Origin of the sequence: Streptomyces achromogenes, assembly GCF_030816715.1 — a bacterium.
In the GTDB taxonomy this organism is placed as follows: domain Bacteria; phylum Actinomycetota; class Actinomycetes; order Streptomycetales; family Streptomycetaceae; genus Streptomyces; species Streptomyces achromogenes_A.
Window position 1 is genome coordinate 7,653,808 of record NZ_JAUSYH010000001.1, and the last position, 24,182, is coordinate 7,677,989.

A 24,182-nucleotide genomic window follows, 5' to 3' on the forward strand; every position below is an offset into this window, starting at 1 on the left:
GCCCGCCGCCGACTCCACAGCCACCACAACTCCGCCGCGTCGCGAACCACTCGGACCCCAGGGGCAGAAGAATTCATCATGCGATACGTTGACGAGCCGAACACGAGCGGACGGTCCACGGACGGAAGCGGGCACCAGGGGGCGGCACCCGACCCCACCACGCTGCCGGACATCTTCGGGACCCGCGCGGCGCTGACCCCGCGGGCCCTCGCCGTCAGCGCGGGCACGACCACCTGGACGTACGCCGAACTCGACGCACGCGCCAACCGCATCGCCTGGTGGCTCATCGGCCAGGGCCTGGGTCCCGACGACCGGGTCGCCGTCGCCCTGCCGCGCGGCGCCGAACACATCGCCGCCCTCCTCGGCATCATGAAGGCCGGCGCCGCCTACCTCCCGCTGGACCCCGAGCAGCCCACCGAACGCCTCGCCCGCCTGCTGCGGGACAGCGGGCCCAAAGCCGTCCTGCTCCACGCCGGCCTCGCCCGCCGTCTGCCGCCCGGTGACGCCCGACCGCTCCTGCTCGACGCCCCCGCCACCGGCGCCGCGCTCGCCGCCTGCCCCGCCACCGCGCCCCACGACGACGACCGGACCCGGCCGCTGCTCCCGAGGGACCTCGCCTACGTCATCCACACCTCGGGCTCCACCGGCACCCCGAAACCGGTCGGCGTCCCGCACACGGGTTTCGCCGCCCTCGTCGCCACGGCGGCCCGGCACCAGACCACCGACGCCGGCTCCCGCGTGCTCCAACTGGCGCCCCCCACCTTCGACGTGGCGATCTGGGAGCTGCTCACCACCTTCGCCGGAGGCGGCACCCTCGTCGTCCCCGAGCACAGCCGTCTGCTGGGCGAGGAACTCGCCGACGTGCTGGCCGACGAACAGATCACCCACGTCACCCTGCCGGTCCCGGTGCTCGCCACGCTCCCCGTCGGCACCGAGTCCACGCTGCCCGACCTGCGCCGGCTGCACATCGGCGGCGAGAGCTGCCCGCCCGACCTCGTGCGCCGGTGGTCCGCCGACCACGAGCTGGTCAACGGCTACGGCACCACCGAGTGCTCGGTCGCCACCACCCTGACCGAACCGCTCACCGCCCTCGACGGCGGCCCCGCACAGGTCCCGATCGGGACACCGGTGGCGGAGGTCCAGGTGTTCGTCCTGGACGACGTGCTGGCCCCGGTGCCCGCCGGCAGGGCAGGGGAGCTGTACGTGACCGGCCCCGGACTCGCACGCGGATACGTGGAGCTGCCGGGCCTCACGGCGGAGCGGTTCGTGGCGTGCCCGTTCGACGCGCCGGGCGGCCGGATGTACCGCACCGGCGATGTCGTCCGCTGGAACGCGGACGGTCAACTGGAGTTCCTGCACCGGGTGGACGACCAGGTGAAGATCCGCGGGTTTCGGGTGGAGCCGGGCGAGGCGGAGGAGGCGCTGCGTCGGCACCCCGCGGTGGCACAGGCCGTCGTGCTGCCCCTCACGCACACCACGGGCGATACGCGGCTCGTCGCCTACGCCGTCCCCGCCCCCGACGCCGAGGTGACTCCCGCGTCACTGCGCGCCGACCTTCAGGAGGTGCTTCCCGACCACCTCGTGCCGTCCGCCGTGGTCATGCTGGACGCGCTGCCGCTGACACCGAACGGAAAGATCGACCGCACCGCGCTCCCCGCCCCCGAGTACGACCGCGCCGGCGTCTCCCGCGCACCCCGCACAGAGACCGAAGCCGTGTTGTGCGGCCTGTTCGGGGACATTCTGGGGGTGCCGTCGGTAGGCGTGGACGACAGTTTCTTCGACCTGGGTGGTCACTCGTTGCTGGCGACGCGCCTGGTGAGCAGGGTCCGCCGCGTCATGGGCGTGGAACTGCCGTTGCGGGTGCTGTTCGAGGCGCCGACCGTCGCGAGGCTCGTACGCCGTCTGGATGCGGGACAGGTGCGTCCGGCGTTGGAGGCGCGTCCGCGTCCAAAGTCGCTGCCGTTGTCGTACGCCCAGCAGCGGCTGTGGTTCCTGCACAAACTGGAAGGGCCCTCGGCGACCTACAACATGCCGCTCGCCCTCCGCCTCACCGGCGACGTCGACCGTGACGCGCTGGAGGCCGCCATCAACGATCTGGTCGTGCGGCACGAGCCGCTGCGCACGGTCTTCTCCGAAACCGCCGACGGGCCCGTCCAGCGCGTCCTGCCCGCGGACCGGGCACACCTGGCGCTGCGCACCGTCACCGTCGGGCAGGACCGCCTCGAAGCGGAGATCCGCGCCGCGGCCCGGCACCCCTTCGACCTCGCGGCCGACATCCCGGCCAAGGTGTGGTTCTTCCGGACCGAGGACGATCCGGACGCCGCCGTCCTGCTTCTCGTGCTGCATCACATCGCGGGGGACGGGTGGTCGGCGGGTCCGCTGGCACGGGATCTGGTGGCGGCGTACGCCGCCCGATCGGGCGGCGAGGCCCCGGAGTGGCCGGCACTGCCGGTGCAGTACGGGGACTACACCGTGTGGCAGCACGAGGTGCTGGGGGACGTGGACGACGCCGGTAGTGAGATGGCCCGTCAGTTCGGTTACTGGGCACTCCAGTTGGCGGGCGCCCCGGAGGAGGTGACGGTGCCGGGGGACCGGCCGCGTCCCGCTTCGGCGTCGTACGAAGGCGGACTGGTCTCCCTGGAATTCGACGCCGACCTGCATGCCGGGCTGCGAGGCCTGGCGCGGTCGGCGGACGTGACACCGTTCATGGTGTTGCAGGCCGCGCTGGCGGCGTTGCTCTCGCGGCTGGGCGCGGGTTCGGACGTCGTGGTCGGTTCGCCGGTCGCGGGGCGGATGGACGAGGGGCTGGACGACCTGGTCGGCCTGTTCGTCAATACGTTGGTGGTGCGGACGGATGTGTCGGGTGATCCGTCGTTCGGTGAGTTGCTGGGGCGGGTGCGTGAGGGGTGTCTGGAGGCTTTCGCGCATCAGGATGTGCCGTTCGAGTTGGTGGTGGAGCGGCTGAACCCGGCGCGTTCGGGTGGCCGGCATCCGTTGTTCCAGGTGGCGTTGGTGTTGCAGAACAATGAGCAGGGCCGGTTCGCGTTGCCGGGGCTCGGGGTGCGGACCGAGTCGGTGGGCACGGGCACGGCGAAGTTCGACGTGACCGTGAGTCTGTCGGAGAGGTTCGGCGAGGACGGCCGCCCGGCGGGGTTGTCGGGGTTCATCGAGTACGCGACGGACCTGTATGACCAGGACACGGTGGAGCTGTTCGGGGCGCGGTTGGTGCGGTTGTTGAGCGCGGCGGTCGCCGGGCCCGGCTTGCGGGTGGGTGGGTTTGATGTGCTGGGTGGTGGTGAGCGGGAGCGGTTGTTGGAGTGGTCCGCGGCGGACGGCACGCCGGTACCGGTGACGTTGCCGGGGTTGTTCGCGGGGCGGGTGCGGGAGTGCCCGGATGCGGTGGCTGTGGTGTGCGGGGATGAGGTGTGGTCGTACGGGGAGTTGGCCGAGCGTGCGAACCGGCTGGGTCGGTGGTTGATCGGTCGCGGGGTGGGTCCGGGGGATGTGGTGGCGGTCGCCGTCCCCGCGAGCGTCGAACAGGTCGTGTCGTTGTTGGGTGTGGTGTCGGCGGGGGCCGCGTATGTGCCGGTGGATGTGGAGTATCCGGGGGCGCGGATCGGCTGGTTGCTGGAGGACGCGCGGCCCGGGCTGGTGCTGACCACGCGTACGGCTGCGGGCAGTCTGCCGGAGGGCCTGTCCGTGGACGTCGTACCGCTGGACGAGGTCGGCTCCGAAGGTCTGTCGGGTGAGGAGATCACTGACGCCGAGCGGGTGGTGCCGTTGCGGCTCTCCCATCCGGCGTATGTCATCTACACATCCGGTTCGACGGGTCGTCCGAAGGGTGTGGAGGTCACCCACGCCGGTGTGGCGGGGTTCGCGGCGGGCCTGGTGGAGCGGATGGGTGTCGGCGTCGGGGGTCGGGTGTTGCGTACGGCGTCGCTGAGTTTCGACGCGTCCGTGCTGGAGTTGGTTTTGGCGTGGGGTTCTGGGGCGGCGCTGGTCGTGCCGGAGGCCGGGTCCGGGCTGGCGGGGGCGGAGCTGGAGGAGGCTCTTGCGGGGGGCGGGGTGACGCATGCGTTCTTGCCGCCGTCGGTGGTGGCGACGCTGCCGGAGGGTGCGTGGGAGCGGCTGGAGGGTCTGGTGGCTCTGGCGGTGGGTGCGGAGGCGTGTCCGCCGGAGTTGATAGCCCGCTGGTCGTGTGGGGGACGGCGTGTGGTGAACGCCTATGGTCCGACGGAGATCACGGTGGCGGCGGTGATCAGCGATCCGTTGACTGCCGGCGGTGGGGTCCCGATCGGGCGTCCCGTGCCCGGGGCGGGTGTGTTCGTGCTGGACGAAAACCTGGCTCTCGTTCCGGTGGGTGTGCCGGGGGAGTTGTACGTGTCCGGGCCGGGGCTGGCGCGTGGGTATGCGGGCCGGCCGGGTCTGACCGCAGACCGTTTCGTGGCCGGCCCCTTCGGTGGTCCCGGTGAGCGGATGTATCGCACGGGTGACCTGGTGCGCTGGAACGCCGATGGTCAGCTTCAGTATCTGGGTCGTGCAGACGATCAGGTGAAGATCCGTGGGTTCCGTATCGAACCGGGTGAGGTTCAGGCGGCGTTGGAGGCGGAGCCGGGTGTGTCCCAGGCCCTGGTGGTCGCGCGCCCGCACCACGACGACACCCGCCTCGTCGCCTACATCGTCCCCGCGTCGGCAGAGGCGGAAGGCACGGTCGGCGAGCAGGTGGAGGAGTGGCGGGAGATCTACGACTCGGTGTACGGCGAGGCCGGGACGGATGTGCTGGGGGAGGGGTTCGAGGGGTGGAACAGCTCGTACTCGGGTGAGCCGATCCCGTTGCCGGAGATGCGCGAATGGCGCCACGCGGTCGTGGAACGCATCCGTCGCTTCGGACCTCGCCGGGTGTTGGAGATCGGTGTCGGTTCGGGGTTGTTGATGGGGCATGTGGCGGCGGGGGTGGAGTCGTACTGGGCGACGGACTTCTCGTCGTCGGTGGTGGAGCGGTTGCGCGGTCAGGTGGCGGGGCTGGGCTGGGATCACGTGGTGGTGCGCTGCCAGGCTGCCGATGACGTGTCGGGGCTTCCTGTCGGGGAGTTCGACACGATTGTCATCAACTCGGTCGTGCAGTACTTCCCGGGCTGGGAGTATCTGGAACGGGTGTTGGACCAGGCGTTCGGGCTGCTGGCCGAGGGCGGCCGGCTGATCGTCGGAGACGTGCGGCATCGGGGGTTGTTGCGGGCGTTCCAGACGGCTGTACAGGTGCGTCAGTCGGGTGTGGGGGACACGGCCCGGTTGCGTGCGGCGGTGGAGCAGGCAGTGGTGACGGAGAAGGAGTTGCTGCTGGATCCCGGTTTCTTCGCCGCCTGGGCGGCTGGGCGGCCGGAGGCGGTGGGCGTGGATGTGCGGTGGAAGCGGGGCGCGGCGCACAACGAGCTGACGCGGCACCGCTACGACGTGGTCCTGCACAAAACTCCTGCCCAACCGCTCCAGCTGGCCGGCGTGCCGGTCCTCACCTGGGGCCGGGACATCGAGACCTGGGAGGCACTGGGTGACGTGGCGTTGCCGGTACGGGTGTCCGGGGTGCCCAACGCCCGGTTGACCGGGGAGGTCGCGGCAGCCCGCGCGATGGCCGCCGACGAGCCCGTCGAGCGCGTACGGGAGCTCCTGGACGGGGGGAGCGGGCTGGACCCCGAAGAGGTGTGCCTCTGGGCGCGGGCGCGAGGCTGGGACGCCGTGGTCACCGTCGGTTCCGACGGCGCGGACACCATGGATGTGGTGTTCGTTCCCGGAGGTACGGGTGCGGTGTCGGACGTCTTCGTTCCGGTGGGTGGGGGGTCGCTTGCCGGGTCGGCGAGTGATCCGGTGCGGACGCGGGTGGTGGGCGAGTTGGTGTCCACGCTGCGTCGCAGTCTGTCGGAGCGGCTTCCGTCGCATTTGGTGCCGGCGGCGTTCGTGGTCCTGGAGGCTCTGCCGTTGACGGTGAGCGGGAAGGTGGACCGGGGGGCGTTGCCCGCTCCGGAGTACGCCTTCACGGCGTCGCGGGCGGCACGGACGCCGCAGGAAGAGATCGTGTGTGCTCTGTTCGCCGAGGTGTTGGGTCTGCCGGCGGTCGGGGTGGAGGACGACTTCTTCGCGCTGGGTGGGCATTCGCTGCTGGCGACGCGGCTGGTGAACCGGATCCGGGGCGTGCTGGGGGTGGATCTGGCGTTGCGGGCGTTGTTCGACCAGCCGACGGTGGCCGGTGTCGTGCGGCGTCTGTCGGCGGCCGGGTCGCGTCCGGTGCTGGAACGGCGTGAGCGGCCGCACCGCCTGCCGTTGTCGTTCGCGCAGCGCCGCATGTGGTTCCTGTACAAGTTCGAGGGGGCTTCGGCGACGTACAACATCCCGCTGGTGCTGCGTCTGACCGGTGAGCTGGACGTGCCGGCCATGGAAGCGGCCCTCAACGACGTGATCGCCCGGCACGAGCCGTTGCGGACGGTCTTCCCCGACCTCGACGGTGAGCCCTACCAGCACATCCTCACCCCCACCGAAGCCCACCTCACCCTCACTGTGGAAGACGCGCGGTCGGGGGAGCGGCGGGATCGGCTGGTGCACGACATGGCACGGCACGGATTCGAGCTGGACCGGGAAATGCCGTTGCGCGCGAAGCTCCTGACGACGGGGCCCGGCGAGGCCATGCTGATGCTGACGTTGCATCACATCGCTGGTGACGGCTGGTCGATGGCACCCCTGGCCGAGGACCTGGTGACCGCCTACGCGGCCCGGCGTGAGGGCCGGTCGCCGCAATGGTCCGCGATGCCGGTTCAGTACGCCGACTACGGCCTCTGGCAGCACGAACTGCTCGGCGAGGACACCGACCCCGACAGTCTGCTGCGCCGCCAGGCCGCCTACTGGACCGACCACCTGCGCGGTCTGCCCGACGTCGTGTGCCCGCCCACCGACCGGCCGCGGCCGTCCGAGGCGTCGCACAACAGTGAGATGCTGCCGTTCGAGATCGACGCCCCGACCCATGCCGCCCTGCGGGAGCTGGCGCGGGCCCACGGAGCGACGCTGTTCATGGTGCTCCACGCGGGCCTCGCCGGGCTGATGTCGCGGCTCGGCGCCGGCACGGACATCGCGGTGGGCTCCCCCATCGCCGGACGCACCGACGAGGGCCTCGACGACCTGGTCGGCTTCTTCGTCAACACCCTCGTCATGCGGACCGACACCTCGGGGCGGCCGTCCTTCGCCGATCTGCTGGCGCAGGTCAGGGAGACCAGCCTGGCCGCCTACACCCACCAGGACATTCCCTTCGAGTACCTGGTGGAGAAGCTCAACCCGCAGCGCTCCACCGCCCACCACCCGCTCGTCCAGGTCATGCTCACCCTCCAGAACACCGCGGAGGTGTGCTTCGACCTGCCCGGGCTCCAGGCACGGCTGGAGAACCCGGGGCAGGGCAGCTCGCAGTTCGACCTGCTGCTGAACATCGGCGAGACCTTCGACGAGAACGGCGGACCGGCGGGCATCACCGGCTTCGTCGAGTACGCCACCGACGTCTACGACCCCCACACCGTCGCGGCGTTCGGGGCGCGCTACATACGGCTCCTGAACACCGCCGCGGCCGCCGCGGACCTGCCGATCGACACCCTCGACCTGCTCGCCCCGGAAGAACGCCGGCAACTGCTCGGCTGGTCGGGCGCGCACGGCTCGGCGCGCCTCGAACCGCTCACGCTGCCCGGCCTGTTCGCCGAGGCCGTGCGGCGCGCCCCGACGTCCCCGGCCGTCGTACGCGGCGACGAGGAGCTGACGTACGCCGAACTGGACGCCTGGTCGAACCGGATCGCGCGGCTGCTGGCCGACCGCGGTCTCGGTCCGGGCCGGCGGGCGGCGCTACTGATGCGGCGCGGGCCCGGCCTGCTCGCCGCGCTGCTGGGTGTGCTGAAGACCGGCGCGGCCTACGTGCCCGTGGACCCGGACTACCCGGCGGACCGGCGGACGTACATGCTCGGCGACGCGGAGCCGGCGGTGGTGCTCGACGACGAGTGGGTCCGACAGGACTTCACGGACTGCCCCGACACGGGCCTCGGCATCACCGTCGACCCGGCGTACACCGCGTACGTGATCTACACGTCCGGTTCCACCGGCCGCCCCAAGGGCGTCGAGGTCACGCACGCCGGGATCGCCGGGCTCGCGGCGGCCAAGCGGGCCGCCTTCGCGCTGCGCCCCGGGGACAGGGTGCTCCAGTTCTCGCCGTCCAGCTTCGATGCCATGGTCTCCGAGATGGTGACCACCTTCAGTGCCGCGGCGACCCTGGTGGTGCCCGAGGAGACCGGCATCGCCGGACGGGAGCTCGCCGAGCTGCTCCACCGCGAGCGGATCACCAACGCGACCCTCCCGCCGTCCGTCCTGGTCACCCTGGAGGACACCCACGGGCCGGACCGGCTCACCGGCCTGACCACGCTGGCGGTCGCGGGCGAGGCATGCCCGCCCGACGTGGCCGCGCGGTGGGCCCCGGGACGCCGGATGATCAACGCGTACGGGCCCACCGAGTCGACGGTGGGCGCCGCGATGAGCCCCCTGCCGGCCGGCCGGGAGACCGGAGTGGTCCCGATCGGGCGGCCCCTGCCCGGGCTGTCCGGACTGGTGCTCGACGAGCGGCTCGAACTGGCCCCGGCGGGCGTGTGGGGAGAGCTGTACGTGTCGGGGGCGGGCCTGGCGCGCGGCTATGTCGGCCGCCCCGGCCTGACGGCCGAACGGTTCGTCGCCTGCCCCTTCACCGGCGCCGGCGCCGGCGCACGCATGTACCGCACGGGCGACCTCGCCCGCTGGAACGCCGACGGGCAGCTGGAATACCTCGGCCGTGCCGACGACCAGGTGAAGATCCGCGGCTTCCGGATCGAACCCGGCGAGATCGAGGCCGTGCTCCGCGGCCGCCCGGACGTCGCCCAGGCCGCGGTGACCGCCCACGAACAGCAGGACGGCGTGAGCCGGCTCGTCGCCTACCTGGTGCCGGAGGAGGGGCGCGAACTGTCGGTGTCGGCGGTACGGGACGCGGCGCGCGACCGGCTGCCCGACTACATGGTCCCCTCCGCCTTCGTCGTGCTCGACGCCGTGCCGCGCACACCGAGCGGCAAGCTCGACCGGGCCGCGCTGCCCGCTCCCGACTTCACGAGCACCCTTAGGCGGGCCGCCCGCACACCGCAGGAACAGATCCTCGCCACCCTCTTCGCGGACATCCTGGGTGTTCCGGCGGTGGGTGTCGACGACGACTTCTTCGATCTGGGTGGTCATTCGTTGTTGGCGACCCGGTTGGTGAGTCGGGTGCGTGCGGTGTTGGGGGTGGAGGTGCCGTTGCGGGCGTTGTTCGACGCGCCGACGGTGGCGGGGCTCGCGGGTCGGTTGTCCGATGCGGGTTCGCGTCCGGTGCTGGAGCGGCGGGTGCGGCCCGAGGTGCTGCCGTTGTCGTTCGCGCAGCGCAGGCTGTGGTTCCTGTACAAGTTCGAGGGCGCGTCGGCCACGTACAACATGCCGCTCGTCCTCAGGCTCACCGGGAAGCTGGACATCGGCGCCCTGGAGGCCGCGCTCAACGACGTGATCGCACGGCACGAGCCGCTGCGGACCGTCTTCCCCGACGTCGACGGACAGCCCTACCAGTGCGTACGGGACGCCGCGGACGTCCGCCTGGAACTGACGCCGGAGCCGGTCCCGGAAGACGAGCTCGACGCACGGGTGGAGGACTGCGTCCGTCACCGCTTCGAACTCGACCGCGAGGTCGCCGTCCGGCCCAGGCTGCTCAGCACCGGCCCGGACTCCCACGTCCTCGTGCTGACGATCCATCACATCGCCGGGGACGGCTGGTCGCTGGGCCCGCTCGCCGACGATCTCAAGAGCGCCTACACCGCCCGCCGCGAGGGTGAGCGGCCGAAATGGTCCGCACTGCCGGTGCAGTACGCCGACTACAGCCTCTGGCAGCACGAACTGCTAGGCGACGGCACAGACCCCGACGCCCTCTTCGCCGGCCAGGAGGCCTACTGGTCCGAGCACTTGGCGGGCCTGCCCGAGGTCGTGAGCCTCCCCACGGACCGGCCGAGGCCCCCCGTCGCGTCGAAGCGCGGCGCCGAGGCCGCGTTCACCCTCGACGCCCCGACGCATGCCGCCCTGCGCGAGCTGGCCCGCTCGGCCGACGCCACCCTGTTCATGGTCCTGCACACCGGCCTCGCGGCCCTGCTCACACGGCTGGGCGCCGGCGCGGACATCGCGGTCGGCTCACCCATCGCCGGACGCACCGACGAGAACCTGGACGACCTGGTCGGCTTCTTCGTCAACACCCTGATCCTGCGCACCGACACCTCCGGTGACCCCGCGTTCGCCGATCTGCTGGCGCAGGTCAGGGAGACCAGCCTGGCCGCCTACACCCACCAGGACCTTCCGTTCGAGTACCTGGTGGAGAAGCTCAACCCGCAGCGCTCCACCGCCCACCACCCTCTCATCCAGGTCATGCTGGCCCTCCAGAACAACGCGGACCTGCGCTTCGACCTGCCCGGCCTGCACACCGAGCTCATAGCCCCGGCCCCCGGCGGCTCACAGTTCGACCTCACCCTCAACCTGGTCGAAAGCCTCGACGAGGACGGCAGGCCCGCCGGGCTGACCGGCATGATCGAATACGCCACCGACCTCTACGACGCCGCCACCGTGGACGCCTTCGCGGCCCGCTGGACCCGCCTGCTGGCCGCCGCCGCCGAGGACCCGCACCGCCGCGTCGGAGCACTGGACATCCTCGACGCCGACGAACGGCACACCCTGGCCACGTGGAGCACATCGCCCCGCACCGAGACGCAGGCGACCCTGCCCGAACTCTTCGAGAGGCAGGTGCGCACCACCCCGCACGCACCCGCGCTGATCGACGCCGACGGCACGGCCTCCTACGCCGAACTCGACGCGCGCGCCAACCAGATCGCCCACTGGCTCATCACCCGGGGCGCGGGCCCCGAGTCTCCGGTCGGCGTCGCAGTCGACCGCTCCCGCACCCAGATCGCCGTCATCCTCGGCGTCCTCAAGGCCGGAGCGGCCTACCTGCCGATCGACCCCGGATATCCCGACGAGCGGATCGCGTACCTGGTCTCCGACGCCCGGCCCGCACTGGTGCTGGCCACCCGGCCCCTGGACGTGCGGGCGCCGCTCGTCCTCACCGACGACCCGGCGACCGCCGCCGCGTGGGACAGGCAGCCGACGCGGGCGCTCCGGGACCGCGACCGCACGGCACCCCTGTGCCCGTCCAACGCCGCGTACGTCATCTACACCTCGGGCTCCACGGGCACCCCGAAGGGCGTGACCGTCACCCACGCAGGCCTCGCCGGCCTGACCGCCACCGCCGAACGCTTCGGCCTCGGCGAGGGCAGCCGCACCCTGCAGTTCACCTCGTCCAACTTCGACGTGTCCGTGATGGAACTCCTGACGGGCTTCACCGTCGGCGCCGCGCTCGTACAGACCGGCACCGAGCACCTGGTCGGCGACGAACTCGCCGCCGCGCTCGCCACCCACCGGGCCACCCACCTCTTCATCCCGCCGTCCGTCCTGGCCACCCTCCCGGCCTCCGCCGAGTCGGCCCTGCCCGACCTGCGGTCCCTGGTGGTCGCGGGCGAGGCCTGCCCGACCGCCCTGGCCGCACGCTGGTCCGCGGGACGCCTGATGATCAACGCCTACGGCCCGACCGAGGCCACCGTCTACGCCACCACCAGCCCGCCGCTCACCGGGACGACCGCCCCCATCGGCACACCGGTCGTCGGCGCCCGCGTGTTCGTCCTGGACGGCGGCCTGACCCCCGTGCCACCGGGCGTACCCGGAGAGCTGTACCTGGCGGGCCCGGGCCTCGCGCGCGGATACGTCCGCCGGCCGGGTCTGACCGCGGAGCGGTTCGTGGCGTGCCCGTTCGACGCGCCGGGCGGCCGGATGTACCGCACCGGCGACGTCGTCCGCTGGAACGCGGACGGCCAACTGGAGTACCTGGGCCGGGTGGACGACCAGGTGAAGATCCGCGGGTTCCGGGTGGAGCCGGGCGAGGTGGAGGAGGCGCTGCGGCGGCTGCCCGCGGTGGCACAGGCGGTCGTGGCGCCGTTCGTGCACGGGAGCGAGTTGCGGCTCGCCGCGTACGCGGTCCCCGTACCCGTGCCGGACGCCCAGATCACGCCCGCGTCGCTGCGCGCGGACCTCCAGGAGGTACTGCCGGACTACCTCGTGCCGTCCACGGTCATTCTGCTGGACGCGCTGCCGCTGACACCGAACGGAAAGGTCGACCGGGCAGCGCTCCCCACACCGCGATACGCCGGGCACACCGCGACCGCGCCCCGCACACCGCAGGAGGAGATCCTGTGCGGCCTGTTCGGGGACATTCTGGGGGTGCCGGCGGTCGGCGTGGACGACAGTTTCTTCGACCTGGGTGGTCACTCGTTGCTGGCGACGCGCCTGGTGAGCAGGGTCCGCCGCGCCATGGGTGTCGAACTGCCGTTGCGGGTGCTGTTCGAGGCGCCGACCGTCGCGAGGCTCGTACGCCGTCTGGATGCGGGACAGGTGCGTCCGGCGTTGGAGGCGCGTCCGCGTCCGGAGTCGCTGCCGTTGTCGTACGCCCAGCAGCGGCTGTGGTTCCTGCACAAACTGGAAGGGCCCTCGGCGACCTACAACATGCCCTTCGCCCTCCGCCTCACCGGCGACGTCGACCGTGACGCGCTGGAGGCCGCCATCAACGACGTCGTGGTGCGCCACGAGTCGCTGCGCACGGTCTTTCCCGAGAGGGAGGGCCGTCCGTACCAGTGCGTGCTGCCGGTGGACGAGGCCCGGGTGCCCCTCACCGTCGAGCCGGTCACGGAGCCGGAGGTCACCCCTCGTATCGCCGCGACCATCCGGCACGGCTTCCGCCTCGACCGCGACGTCCCCGTCCACGCCCACCTGCTCGACATCACCGGGAGCGATGACGCGGTCCTGGTGCTGGTGCTGCATCACATCGCGGGGGACGGGTGGTCGGCGGGTCCGCTGGCACGGGATCTGGTGGCGGCGTACGCGGCCCGCTCGGGCGGCGAGGCCCCGGCGTGGCCGGCGCTGCCGGTGCAGTACGGGGACTACACCGTGTGGCAGCACGAGGTACTGGGGGACGTGGACGACCCGTCGAGCGTGATCGGCGGCCAATTCGCCTACTGGAAGAACCAGTTGGACGGGGCTCCGGAGGAGGTGACGGTGCCGGGGGACCGGCCGCGTCCCGCTTCGGCGTCGTACGACGGTGAGGTGACCGGCTTCGAGATCGGCGCCGACCTGCACGCCGGGCTGCGGGACCTCGCGCGGTCCGCGGACGTCACCCTGTTCATGGTGCTGCACGCCGGACTCGCGAGCCTGCTGTCACGGCTGGGCGCGGGATCGGACGTCGTGGTCGGTTCGCCGGTCGCGGGGCGGATGGACGAGGGGCTGGACGACCTCATCGGCTTCTTCGTCAATACGTTGGTGGTGCGGACGGATGTGTCGGGTGATCCGTCGTTCGGTGAGTTGCTGGGGCGGGTGCGTGAGGGGTGTCTGGAGGCTTTCGCGCATCAGGATGTGCCGTTCGAGTTGGTGGTGGAGCGGCTGAACCCGGCGCGTTCGGGTGGCCGGCATCCGTTGTTCCAGGTGGCGTTGGTGTTGCAGAACAATGAGGAGGGCCGGTTCGCGTTGCCGGGGCTCGGGGTGCGGACCGAGTCGGTGGGCACGGGCACGGCGAAGTTCGACGTGACCGTGAGTCTGTCGGAGAGGTTCGGCGAGGACGGCCGCCCGGCGGGGTTGTCGGGGTTCATCGAGTACGCGACGGACCTGTACGACGCGCGCACGGTGGAGTTGTTCGGGGCGCGGTTGGTGCGGGTGTTGAGCGCGGCGGTCGCCGGGCCCGGTTTGCGGGTGGGTGGGTTTGATGTGCTGGGTGGTGGTGAGCGGGAGCGGTTGTTGGGGTGGTCCGCGGCGGACGGCACGCCGGTGCCGACTACGTTGCCCGACTTGTTTGCCGGGCGGGTGCGGGAGTGCCCGGATGCGGTGGCTGTGGTGTGCGGGGATGAGGTGTGGTCGTACGGGGAGTTGGCCGAGCGTGCGAACCGGCTGGGTCGTTGGTTGATCGGTCGCGGGGTGGGTCCGGGGGATCTGGTGGCGGTCGCGGTGCCGGCGGGTGTGGAGCAGGTCGTGTCGTTGTTGGGTGTGGTGTCGGCGGGGGCCGCGTATGTGCCGGTGGATGTGGAGTATCCGGGGGCGCGGATCGGCTGGTTGCTGGAGGACGCGCGGCCCGGGCTGGTGCTGACCACGCGTACGGCTGCGGGCAGTCTGCCGGAGGGCCTGTCCGTGGACGTCGTACCGCTGGACGAGGTCGGCTCCGAAGGTCTGTCGGGTGAGGAGATCACTGACGCCGAGCGGGTGGTGCCGTTGCGGCTCTCCCATCCGGCGTATGTCATCTACACATCCGGTTCGACGGGTCGTCCGAAGGGTGTGGAGGTCACCCACGCCGGTGTGGCGGGGTTCGCGGCGGGCCTGGTGGAGCGGATGGGTGTCGGCGTCGGGGGTCGGGTGTTGCGTACGGCGTCGCTGAGTTTCGACGCGTCCGTGCTGGAGTTGGTTTTGGCGTGGGGTTCTGGGGCGGCGCTGGTCGTGCCGGAGGGGTCTGGTCTGGCGGGCGAGGAACTGGAAGTGGCGCTGTCCGTCGGACGGGTGACGCATGCGTTCTTGCCGCCGTCGGTGGTGGCGACGCTGCCGGAGGGTGCGTGGGAGCGGCTGGAGGGTCTGGTGGCTCTGGCGGTGGGTGCGGAGGCGTGTCCGCCGGAGTTGATAGCCCGCTGGTCGTGTGGGGGACGGCGTGTGGTGAACGCCTATGGTCCGACGGAGATCACGGTGGCGGCGGCGATCAGCGATCCGTTGTCCGCCGGCGGTGGGGTCCCGATCGGGCGTCCCGTGCCCGGGGCGGGTGTGTTCGTGCTGGACGAAAACCTGGCTCTTGTTCCGGTGGGTGTGCCGGGGGAGTTGTACGTGTCCGGGCCGGGGCTGGCGCGTGGGTATGCGGGCCGGCCGGGTCTGACCGCTGAGCGCTTTGTGGCGAGTCCTTTCGGCGCTGGTGGCGAGCGGATGTATCGGACGGGTGACCTGGTGCGCTGGAACGCCGATGGTCAGCTTCAGTATCTGGGTCGTGCAGACGATCAGGTGAAGATCCGCGGGTTCCGTATCGAACCGGGTGAGGTTCAGGCGGCGTTGGAGGCGGAGCCGGGTGTGTCCCAGGCCCTGGTGGTCGCGCGCCCGCACCACGACGACACCCGCCTCGTCGCCTACATCGTCCCCGCGTCGGCGGAGGCGGAAGGCACGACCGGTGAGCAGGTCGACGAATGGCGGGAGATCTACGACTCGGTCTACGGAGACGCCGTTCACGACGGCGAGGCCGGGGCGGACGTGCTGGGGGAGGGGTTCGAGGGGTGGAACAGCTCGTACTCGGGTGAGCCGATCCCGTTGCCGGAGATGCGCGAATGGCGTGACCAGGTGCTGGAGAGGATCCGGGGGTTTGCCCCTCGCCGGGTGTTGGAGATCGGTGTCGGTTCGGGGTTGTTGATGGGGCATGTGGCGGCGGGGGTGGAGTCGTACTGGGCGACGGACTTCTCGTCGTCGGTGGTGGAGCGGTTGCGCGGTCAGGTGGCGGGGCTGGGCTGGGATCACGTGGTGGTGCGCTGCCAGGCTGCCGATGACGTGTCGGGGCTTCCTGTCGGGGAGTTCGACACGATTGTCATCAACTCGGTCGTGCAGTACTTCCCGGGCTGGGAGTATCTGGAACGGGTGTTGGACCAGGCGTTCGGGCTGCTGGCCGAGGGCGGCCGGCTGATCGTCGGAGACGTGCGGCATCGGGGGTTGTTGCGGGCGTTCCAGACGGCTGTACAGGTGCGTCAGTCGGGTGTGGGGGACACGGCCCGGTTGCGTGCGGCGGTGGAGCAGGCAGTGGTGACGGAGAAGGAGTTGCTGCTGGATCCCGGTTTCTTCGCCGCCTGGGCGGCTGGGCGGCCGGAGGCGGTGGGCGTGGATGTGCGGTGGAAGCGGGGCGCCGCGCACAACGAGCTGACGCGGCACCGCTACGACGTGGTCCTGCACAAGGCTCCTTCGCAGCTTCTCTCTCTCGCCCGGACACCCGTCATGGGGTGGGGGCGGGACGTCGAGGCGCTGGACGCGTTGGGTGATGTGGCGTTGCCGGTACGGGTGTCCGGGGTGCCCAACGCCCGGCTGACCGGGGAGGTCGCGGCAGCCCGCGCGATGGCCGCCGACGAGCCCGTCGAGCGCGTACGGGAGCTCCTGGACGGGGGGAGCGGGCTGGACCCCGAAGAGGTGTGCCTCTGGGCGCGGGCGCGAGGCTGGGACGCCGTGGTCACCGTCGGGCAGAAGGAATTCGACACCTTTGACGTGGTCCTGCTGCCCGGTGGGGCGGCTACGGGTGCGGTGTCGGACGTTTTCGTTCCGGTGGGTGGGGGGTCGCTTGCCGGGTCGGCGAGTGATCCGGTGCGGACGCGGGTGGTGGGCGAGTTGGTGTCCACGCTGCGTCGCAGTCTGTCGGAGCGGCTTCCGTCGCATTTGGTGCCGGCGGCGTTCGTGGTGCTGGAGGCTCTGCCGTTGACGGTGAGCGGGAAGGTGGACCGGGGGGCGTTGCCCGCTCCGGAGTACGCCTTCACGGCGTCGCGGGCGGCGCGGACGCCGCAGGAAGAGATCGTGTGTGCTCTGTTCGCCGAGGTGTTGGGTCTGCCGGCGGTCGGGGTGGAGGACGACTTCTTCGCGCTGGGTGGGCATTCGCTGCTGGCGACGCGGTTGGTGAACCGGATCCGGGGCGTGCTGGGGGTGGATCTGGCGTTGCGGGCGTTGTTCGACCAGCCGACGGTGGCCGGTGTCGTGCGGCGTCTGTCGGCGGCCGGGTCGCGTCCGGTGCTGGAACGGCGTGAGCGGCCGCACCGCCTGCCGTTGTCGTTCGCGCAGCGCCGCATGTGGTTCCTGTACAAGTTCGAGGGGGCTTCGGCGACGTACAACATCCCGCTGGTGCTGCGTCTGACCGGTGAGCTGGACGTGCCGGCCATGGAAGCGGCCCTCAACGACGTGATCGCCCGGCACGAGCCGTTGCGGACGGTCTTCCCCGACCTCGACGGTGAGCCCTACCAGCACATCCTCACCCCCACCGAAGCCCACCTCACCCTCACTGTGGAAGACGCGCGGTCGGGGGACGCGGTGGCTTCCCGGCTGGCGGCGTGTGTTCGGCACGGATTCGAGCTGGACAGCGAAATCCCGCTGGCCGCAGAGCTGCTGACCTCGGGGCCGAGGGAAGCCGTCCTGGTGCTCGTGATGCACCACATAGCCGCCGACGGCTGGTCGATGACTCCGCTCGCGGCCGACCTCGCCTCCGCGTACGCGGCCCGGCGTGGAGGCGAGGGGCCGGAGTGGACCCCGCTCCCGGTTCAGTACGCCGACTACAGCGTCTGGCAGCACGAACTGCTCGGCGAGGACACCGACCCCGACAGTCTGCTGCGCCGCCAAGCCGCGTACTGGACCGACCACCTGCGCGGTCTGCCCGACGTCGTCTCGCTGCCCACGGACCGTCCGCGAACCGCGACCCCTTCCGGTCGCAGCGACACCGTGAGCTTCGCACTCGACGCCTCGACGCATACCGCGTTGAGGGAGCTCGCCCGGGCGGCGGACGCGACGCTGTTCATGGTCCTGCACGCGGGCCTGGCGGCGCTGTTGTCGCGGCTGGGCGCGGGGCGGGACATCGCGGTGGGCTCGCCCATCGCCGGCCGCACCGACGAAGGTCTGGACGACCTGGTGGGCTTCTTCGTCAACACCCTGGTCATACGCGCTGACGTGACATCGGATCCCACGTTCCGCGAACTGCTGACACAGATCCGTGAGACGAGTCTCGCCGCGTACAGCCACCAGGACATCCCCTTCGAATACTTGGTGGAACGGCTCAACCCGCAGCGCTCGCCCGGCCACCACCCGCTCGTCCAGATCATGCTGGCGCTCCAGAACAGCACCGACCTGGCATTCGAACTCCCGGGTGTTCGAGCCGAGTTCGAGGACCCGGGCGTATCCGGTTCACAGTTCGACCTCACCGTCAACATGGGTGAGACGTTCGACGAGGACGGTCACCCTGCCGGCATGTCCGGGCTGATCGAGTACGCGACGGACCTGTACGACGCGCGCACGGTGGAGTTGTTCGGGGCGCGGCTGGTGCGGGTGTTGAGCGCGGCGGTCGCCGGGCCCGGTTTGCGGGTGGGTGGGTTTGATGTGCTGGGTGGTGGTGAGCGGGAGCGGTTGTTGGGGTGGTCCGCGGCGGACGGCACGCCGGTGCCGACTACGTTGCCCGACTTGTTTGCCGGGCGGGTGCGGGAGTGCCCGGATGCGGTGGCTGTGGTGTGCGGGGATGAGGTGTGGTCGTACGGGGAGTTGGCCAAGCGTGCGAACCGGCTGGCCCGGTGGCTGATCGACCGTGGCATGGGTCCGGGGGATCTGGTGGCGGTCGCGGTGCCGGCGGGTGTGGAGCAGCTCGTGTCGTTGTTGGGTGTGGTGTCGGCGGGGGCCGCGTATGTGCCGGTGGACGTGGAGTATCCGGGGGCGCGGATCGGCTGGTTGCTGGAGGACGCGCGGCCCGGGCTGGTGCTGACCACGCGTACGGCTGCGGGCAGTCTGCCGGAGGGGCTGCCGGTGGAAGTGGTGGCCGTGGACGATCCGTCGGTCACCGAGGCCTGCGCGTTCCTGTCGGGTGAGGAGATCACTGACGTCGAGCGGGTGGTGCCGTTGCGGCTCTCCCATCCGGCGTATGTCATCTATACCTCGGGTTCGACGGGTCGTCCGAAGGGTGTGGAGGTCACCCACGCGGGTATTGCGGGGTTCGCGGCGGGCCTGGTGGAGCGGATGGGTGTCGGCGCCGGTGGCCGTGTGTTGCGTACGGCGTCGCTGAGTTTCGACGCGTCCGTGCTGGAGTTGGTTTTGGCGTGGGGTTCTGGGGCGGCGCTGGTCGTGCCGGAGGGGTCTGGTCTGGCGGGCGAGGAACTGGAGGAGGCTCTTGCGGGGGGCGGGGTGACGCATGCGTTCTTGCCGCCGTCGGTGGTGGCGACGCTGCCGGAGGGTGCGTGGGAGCGGCTGGATGACCTGGTGGCTCTGGCGGTGGGTGCGGAGGCGTGTCCGCCGGAGTTGATAGCCCGCTGGTCGTGTGGGGGACGGCGTGTGGTGAACGCCTATGGTCCGACGGAGATCACGGTGGCCGCGGCGATCAGCGATCCGTTGACTGCCGGCGGTGGCGTCCCGATCGGGCGTCCCGTGCCCGGGGCGGGTGTGTTCGTGCTGGACGAAAACCTGGCTCTTGTTCCGGTGGGTGTGCCGGGGGAGTTGTACGTGTCCGGGCCGGGGCTGGCGCGTGGGTATGCGGGCCGGCCGGGTCTGACCGCTGAGCGCTTTGTGGCGAGTCCTTTCGGCGCTGGTGGTGAGCGGCTGTATCGGACGGGTGACCTGGTGCGCTGGAACGCCGATGGTCAGCTTCAGTATCTGGGTCGTGCAGACGATCAGGTGAAGATCCGTGGGTTCCGTATCGAACCGGGTGAGATCCAGGCCGCGTTGGAGGCGGAGCCGGGTGTGTCCCAGGCCCTGGTGGTCGCGCGCCCGCACCACGACGACACCCGCCTCGTCGCCTACATCGTCCCCGAGGACCGTCTCGGCCGCTCCCTCGGTGCTCTGCGCGAGTCGCTGAGCCGTGACCTGCCCAGGTACATGGTGCCGTCGGCCATCGTCGCGCTGGACGCGTTCCCGCTGACCGTGAGCGGGAAGATCGACCGGAGCGCGCTGCCGGCGCCGGAGTACGGCGGGTCCGATACGTCCCGTGCGCCGCGCACCCAGACCGAGGAGGTCCTGTGCGAGTTGTTCGCCGGGGTGCTGGGTGTTCCGGCGGTGGGTGTCGACGACGACTTCTTCGATCTGGGTGGTCATTCGTTGTTGGCGACCCGGTTGGTGAGTCGGGTGCGTGCGGTGTTGGGGGTGGAGGTGCCGTTGCGGGCGTTGTTCGACGCGCCGACGGTGGCGGGGCTCGCGGGTCGGTTGTCCGATGCGGGTTCGCGTCCGGTGCTGGAGCGGCGGGTGCGGCCCGAGGTGCTGCCGTTGTCGTTCGCGCAGCGCAGGCTGTGGTTCCTGTACAAGTTCGAGGGCGCGTCGGCCACGTACAACATGCCGCTCGTCCTCAGGCTCACCGGGAAGCTGGACATCGGCGCCCTGGAGGCCGCGCTCAACGACGTGATCGCACGGCACGAGCCGCTGCGGACCGTCTTCCCCGACGTCGACGGACGGCCCCGCCAGCGGGTGCTCGGTCCGGAGCAGGCGCGGATCGGCGTCGAGGTGGAGGAGATCGGCGAGGAGCAGGTGCCCGAGCGGGTGGCCCGGATCGTGCGGCAGGGGTTCGAACTGGACAGGGAGATACCGTTCCGGGCCGGGCTGCTGGTCACCGGGCCCGACGCGTCCGTGCTGGTCGTGGTCATCCATCACATCGCGGCCGACGGCTGGTCGATGGGACCGCTGACGCGTGACCTGGTCGCCGCGTACACGGCGCGCCGGGACGGGGCGCGACCCGAGTGGGCTCCGCTCCCGTTGGAGTACGCGGACTTCACCCTGTGGCAGCACGACCTGCTCGGGGACGACTCCGATCCGGACAGCCTCTTCGTACGGCAAGCCGCGTACTGGGCGGACCAACTGGCCGGGCTGCCGGAGCAGGCCACGCTGCCGCCCGACCGGCCGCGCCCCGCGCTTCCCTCCTACCGCGGCGACGTCACGCAGTTCCGGACAGGCGCCGAGACCCATGCCGGGCTGCGGGCGCTGGCCCGGTCCGCGGACTCGACGCTGTTCATGGTCCTCCAGGCGGGTCTGGCGGCACTGCTGTCGAGGCTCGGCGCCGGGGACGACATTCCCGTGGGCTCGCCCATAGCGGGCCGCGGCGACGAGAACCTGGACGACCTCGTCGGGTTCTTCGTCAGCACCCTGGTGCTGCGCACGGACACCTCCGGGGACCCGACCTTCGCCGAGCTGCTGGCCCGGGTGCGCGAGACCTGCCTGGCCGCGTACACGCACCAGGACCTGCCGTTCGAGTACCTGGTGGAGAAGGTCAACCCGCAGCGCTCCATCGCCCACCACCCGCTGTTCCAGGTCGTGCTGGTCCTCCAGAACGACGACGGCTTGTTCCAGGTCGTGCTGGTCCTCCAGAACGACGACGGCGCGCGTTTCGACCTTCCGGGGCTCCAGGTGGGGGCCGAGAAGGCGGGCGCGGGGTCGGCCAAGTTCGACGTCTTCGTCAGCGTCACCGAGACCTTCGACGAAGCGGGCGAGCCGGCCGGCCTCACCGGCCTCGTCGAATACGCCACCGACCTGTACGACGCGACGACCATCGATGCCTTCACCGCGCGCTGGACGCGACTGCTCGACTCGGCGATCGGCGACCCCCGCCGGCCCGTCAGGTCGCTGGAGATCCTCGCACCGCACGAGCGCGGGACGCTGCTCGAATGGTCCGGAGCCGACCGCGCCGACCTGCCCCCGGTGACCCTGCCGGAACTCTTCCGGTCGGCGGTCGAACGGGCACCGGACGCCGTGGCGACGATCTCGGGCCGCGGCGGGACGTCGTACAGCGAGCTGTCGTACGCCGAACTGGACCGCCGCTCGAACCGCGTCGCGCACCACCTGCTGGGGCTCGGCGTCGGACCCGGCCAACGGGTGGCGCTGCGGATGCGGCGCGGCCCGGAGCTCGTCGCCACCGTCCTCGGTGTGGTGAAGACCGGCGCCGCGTACGTCCCGGTCGACCCGGACTATCCGGCCGAGCGGATCGCGTACATGCTCGCCGACGCGGATCCGGCCGTCGTCCTCGACGACGCCTGGACGGCCGGGATGAACGAGGCGGCGCTGCCCGACACCGACCCGGGCGTGCCGGTCCATCCCGCGCACACCGCGTACGTCATCTACACCTCAGGGTCCACCGGCCGCCCCAAGGGCGTCGAGGTCACCCACGCCGGGTTCGCCAACCTCGCGCGTGCGCAACTGGACGCCTTCGCGCTCGCCCCGGACAGCCGGGTGCTGCAGTTCGCCTCGCCCAGCTTCGACGTGTCGGTCTGGGAACTGGTGATGGCCTTCGCCTCTGGCGCGGCCCTCGTGGCGGCCTCCGCCGAAGCGCTGGCCGGCGACGCGCTGGCGGAAACGCTCAGCGGGCGGCGGGTGACCCATGTGACGCTGCCGCCCTCGGTGCTGGCGACCCTCGACGCGCGGGGGCCCGGCGTGCCCTTCCCCGACCTGGCGGTTCTCCTGGTGGCCGGCGAGGCATGCTCGCCCGACCTCACGGAACGCTGGGCACCCGGACGCCGCATGATCAACGCGTACGGGCCCACCGAGTCCACCGTCGGCGCGGCCATGAGCACGCCTCTGACCGGCCGCGAAAGCGGCGTCGTCCCCATGGGGCGGCCGCTGTTCGGACTGTCCGGCTACGTCCTGGACGGCGGTCTGCACCCGGTGCCGCAGGGGGTCGTCGGCGAGTTGTACGTGGCCGGGGCGGGCCTGGCCCGCGGCTACCTGGGCCGGCCGGGGCTCACCGCCGAACGGTTCGTGGCCAACCCGCTGGGCGGCCCGGGGGAGCGGATGTACCGCACCGGCGACGTCGTGCGGTGGAACGCCGACGGCCAGCTGGAATACCTCGGTCGTGCCGACGACCAGGTGAAGATCCGCGGCTTCCGGGTGGAACCCGGCGAGATCCAGGCCGAGTTGCTGCGCCTGCCCGGCCTCGTCCAGGCCTTCGTGGCCGTCCACCGGCACGGCGGGACGGACCCGCGGCTGGTGGCGTACGTGGTGCCGGAGGACCCGGGCGGCTTCTCCGCGGCCGCCGTGCGCGAGGCCCTGCGCGAGCGGCTCCCCGGCTACATGGTCCCCTCGGCGGTGACCGCCCTGCCCGAACTGCCGCTCAGCCCCAACGGCAAGGTGGACCGCAAGGCGCTGCCCGCCCCCGACTACGGCGGCCGGGGCGGGCGCCCGCCGCGCACCCCGCGGGAAGAGGTGCTGTGCACCCTCTACGCCGAAGTGCTGGGCCTGCCCGGGGTGAGCGTGGACGACGGTTTCTTCGACCTCGGCGGGCACTCCCTGCTGGCGACCGGGCTGATCAGCCGCATCCAGGCGGTCCTCGGCGTCGAACTGCCCCTGCGTGCCCTCTTCGAGGCCCCCACCGTCGCCGAACTCGCCCGGCGCCTCGACGAGGACGCCGACGGAGGGTCCGGCGCGGGCGAGGGCGGCAGCGGTCGTTCCACCGCGTTCGAGGTACTCCTGCCGCTGCGCACCAAGGGCGACCAGGCCCCGCTGTTCTGTCTGCACTCGGGCGGCGGGATGTGCTGGAACTACGCGAGCCTGCTGCCGCACATCGACGCCGACATCCCCCTCTACGGACTCCAGGCACGCGGGCTGTCCGATCCCGGGAACCTGCCGGGCTCGGTGGAGGAGGTGGCCGACGACTGCATCGAGGCGATGCTCCGGGTGCAGCCGGAAGGGCCGTACCGGCTCATGGGGCATTCCTTCGGAGGCATCGTCGCCCACGCCGTCGCGGCCCGGCTGGCCGGACGGGGGCAACGGGTCGAGCTGATGGTCTGCCTCGACGCGAAGCCTGCCGCGCAGGAGGACATCCCCGAGCACGCGCACGAGGAGTACTACCGCGGCATCCTCGAACTGCTGGGGGTGAGCACCGTCGAAGTCCCCACGGAGGACATGACGTTCGACGAGTTCGCGGCGGTGGCGCGGACGACGAACACCGTGCTGGGCAGCATCGAGGAGAGCGAGTTCCTCACCATCATGCGGGTGATGGAGAACAACATCGACATCACCGGACGCTATCGGCACCAGCGGGTCGCGACCGAGATGATGCTGTTCGCCGCCACCCAGGAGACCGACAACGTGCTGGAGCCGGACGTCTGGCACGAGTTCGTCGACGGGCCGCTGGAGTACCGGCGGATGGACTGCTCCCACGCCGGCATGCTCAAACCGGAGACGCTCCACCGTATCGGCGCAATGATCCAGGACCGCCTGCGGCGCGGGACGGACGGCTCCTTGGGCGTGTTTCGGAAGTAGCGTCGACTGCCCGAAGGCAGGCGGGACTTTCGAAACACGCCCAAGGCGAGGGGACGGGGAGGTTCAGA

General features: G+C 71.3%; 1 protein-coding gene. It reads left to right on the plus strand.

The window, feature by feature from the left end:
- Window positions 1-78: 78 nt before the first annotated feature.
- Window positions 79-24,114 carry a non-ribosomal peptide synthase/polyketide synthase gene (locus QF032_RS34195; RefSeq protein WP_307059092.1) on the plus strand — a complete coding sequence of 8,012 codons (24,036 nt, stop codon included), beginning with the start codon at window positions 79-81 and terminating at the stop codon, window positions 24,112-24,114.
- Window positions 24,115-24,182 lie beyond the last annotated feature (68 nt).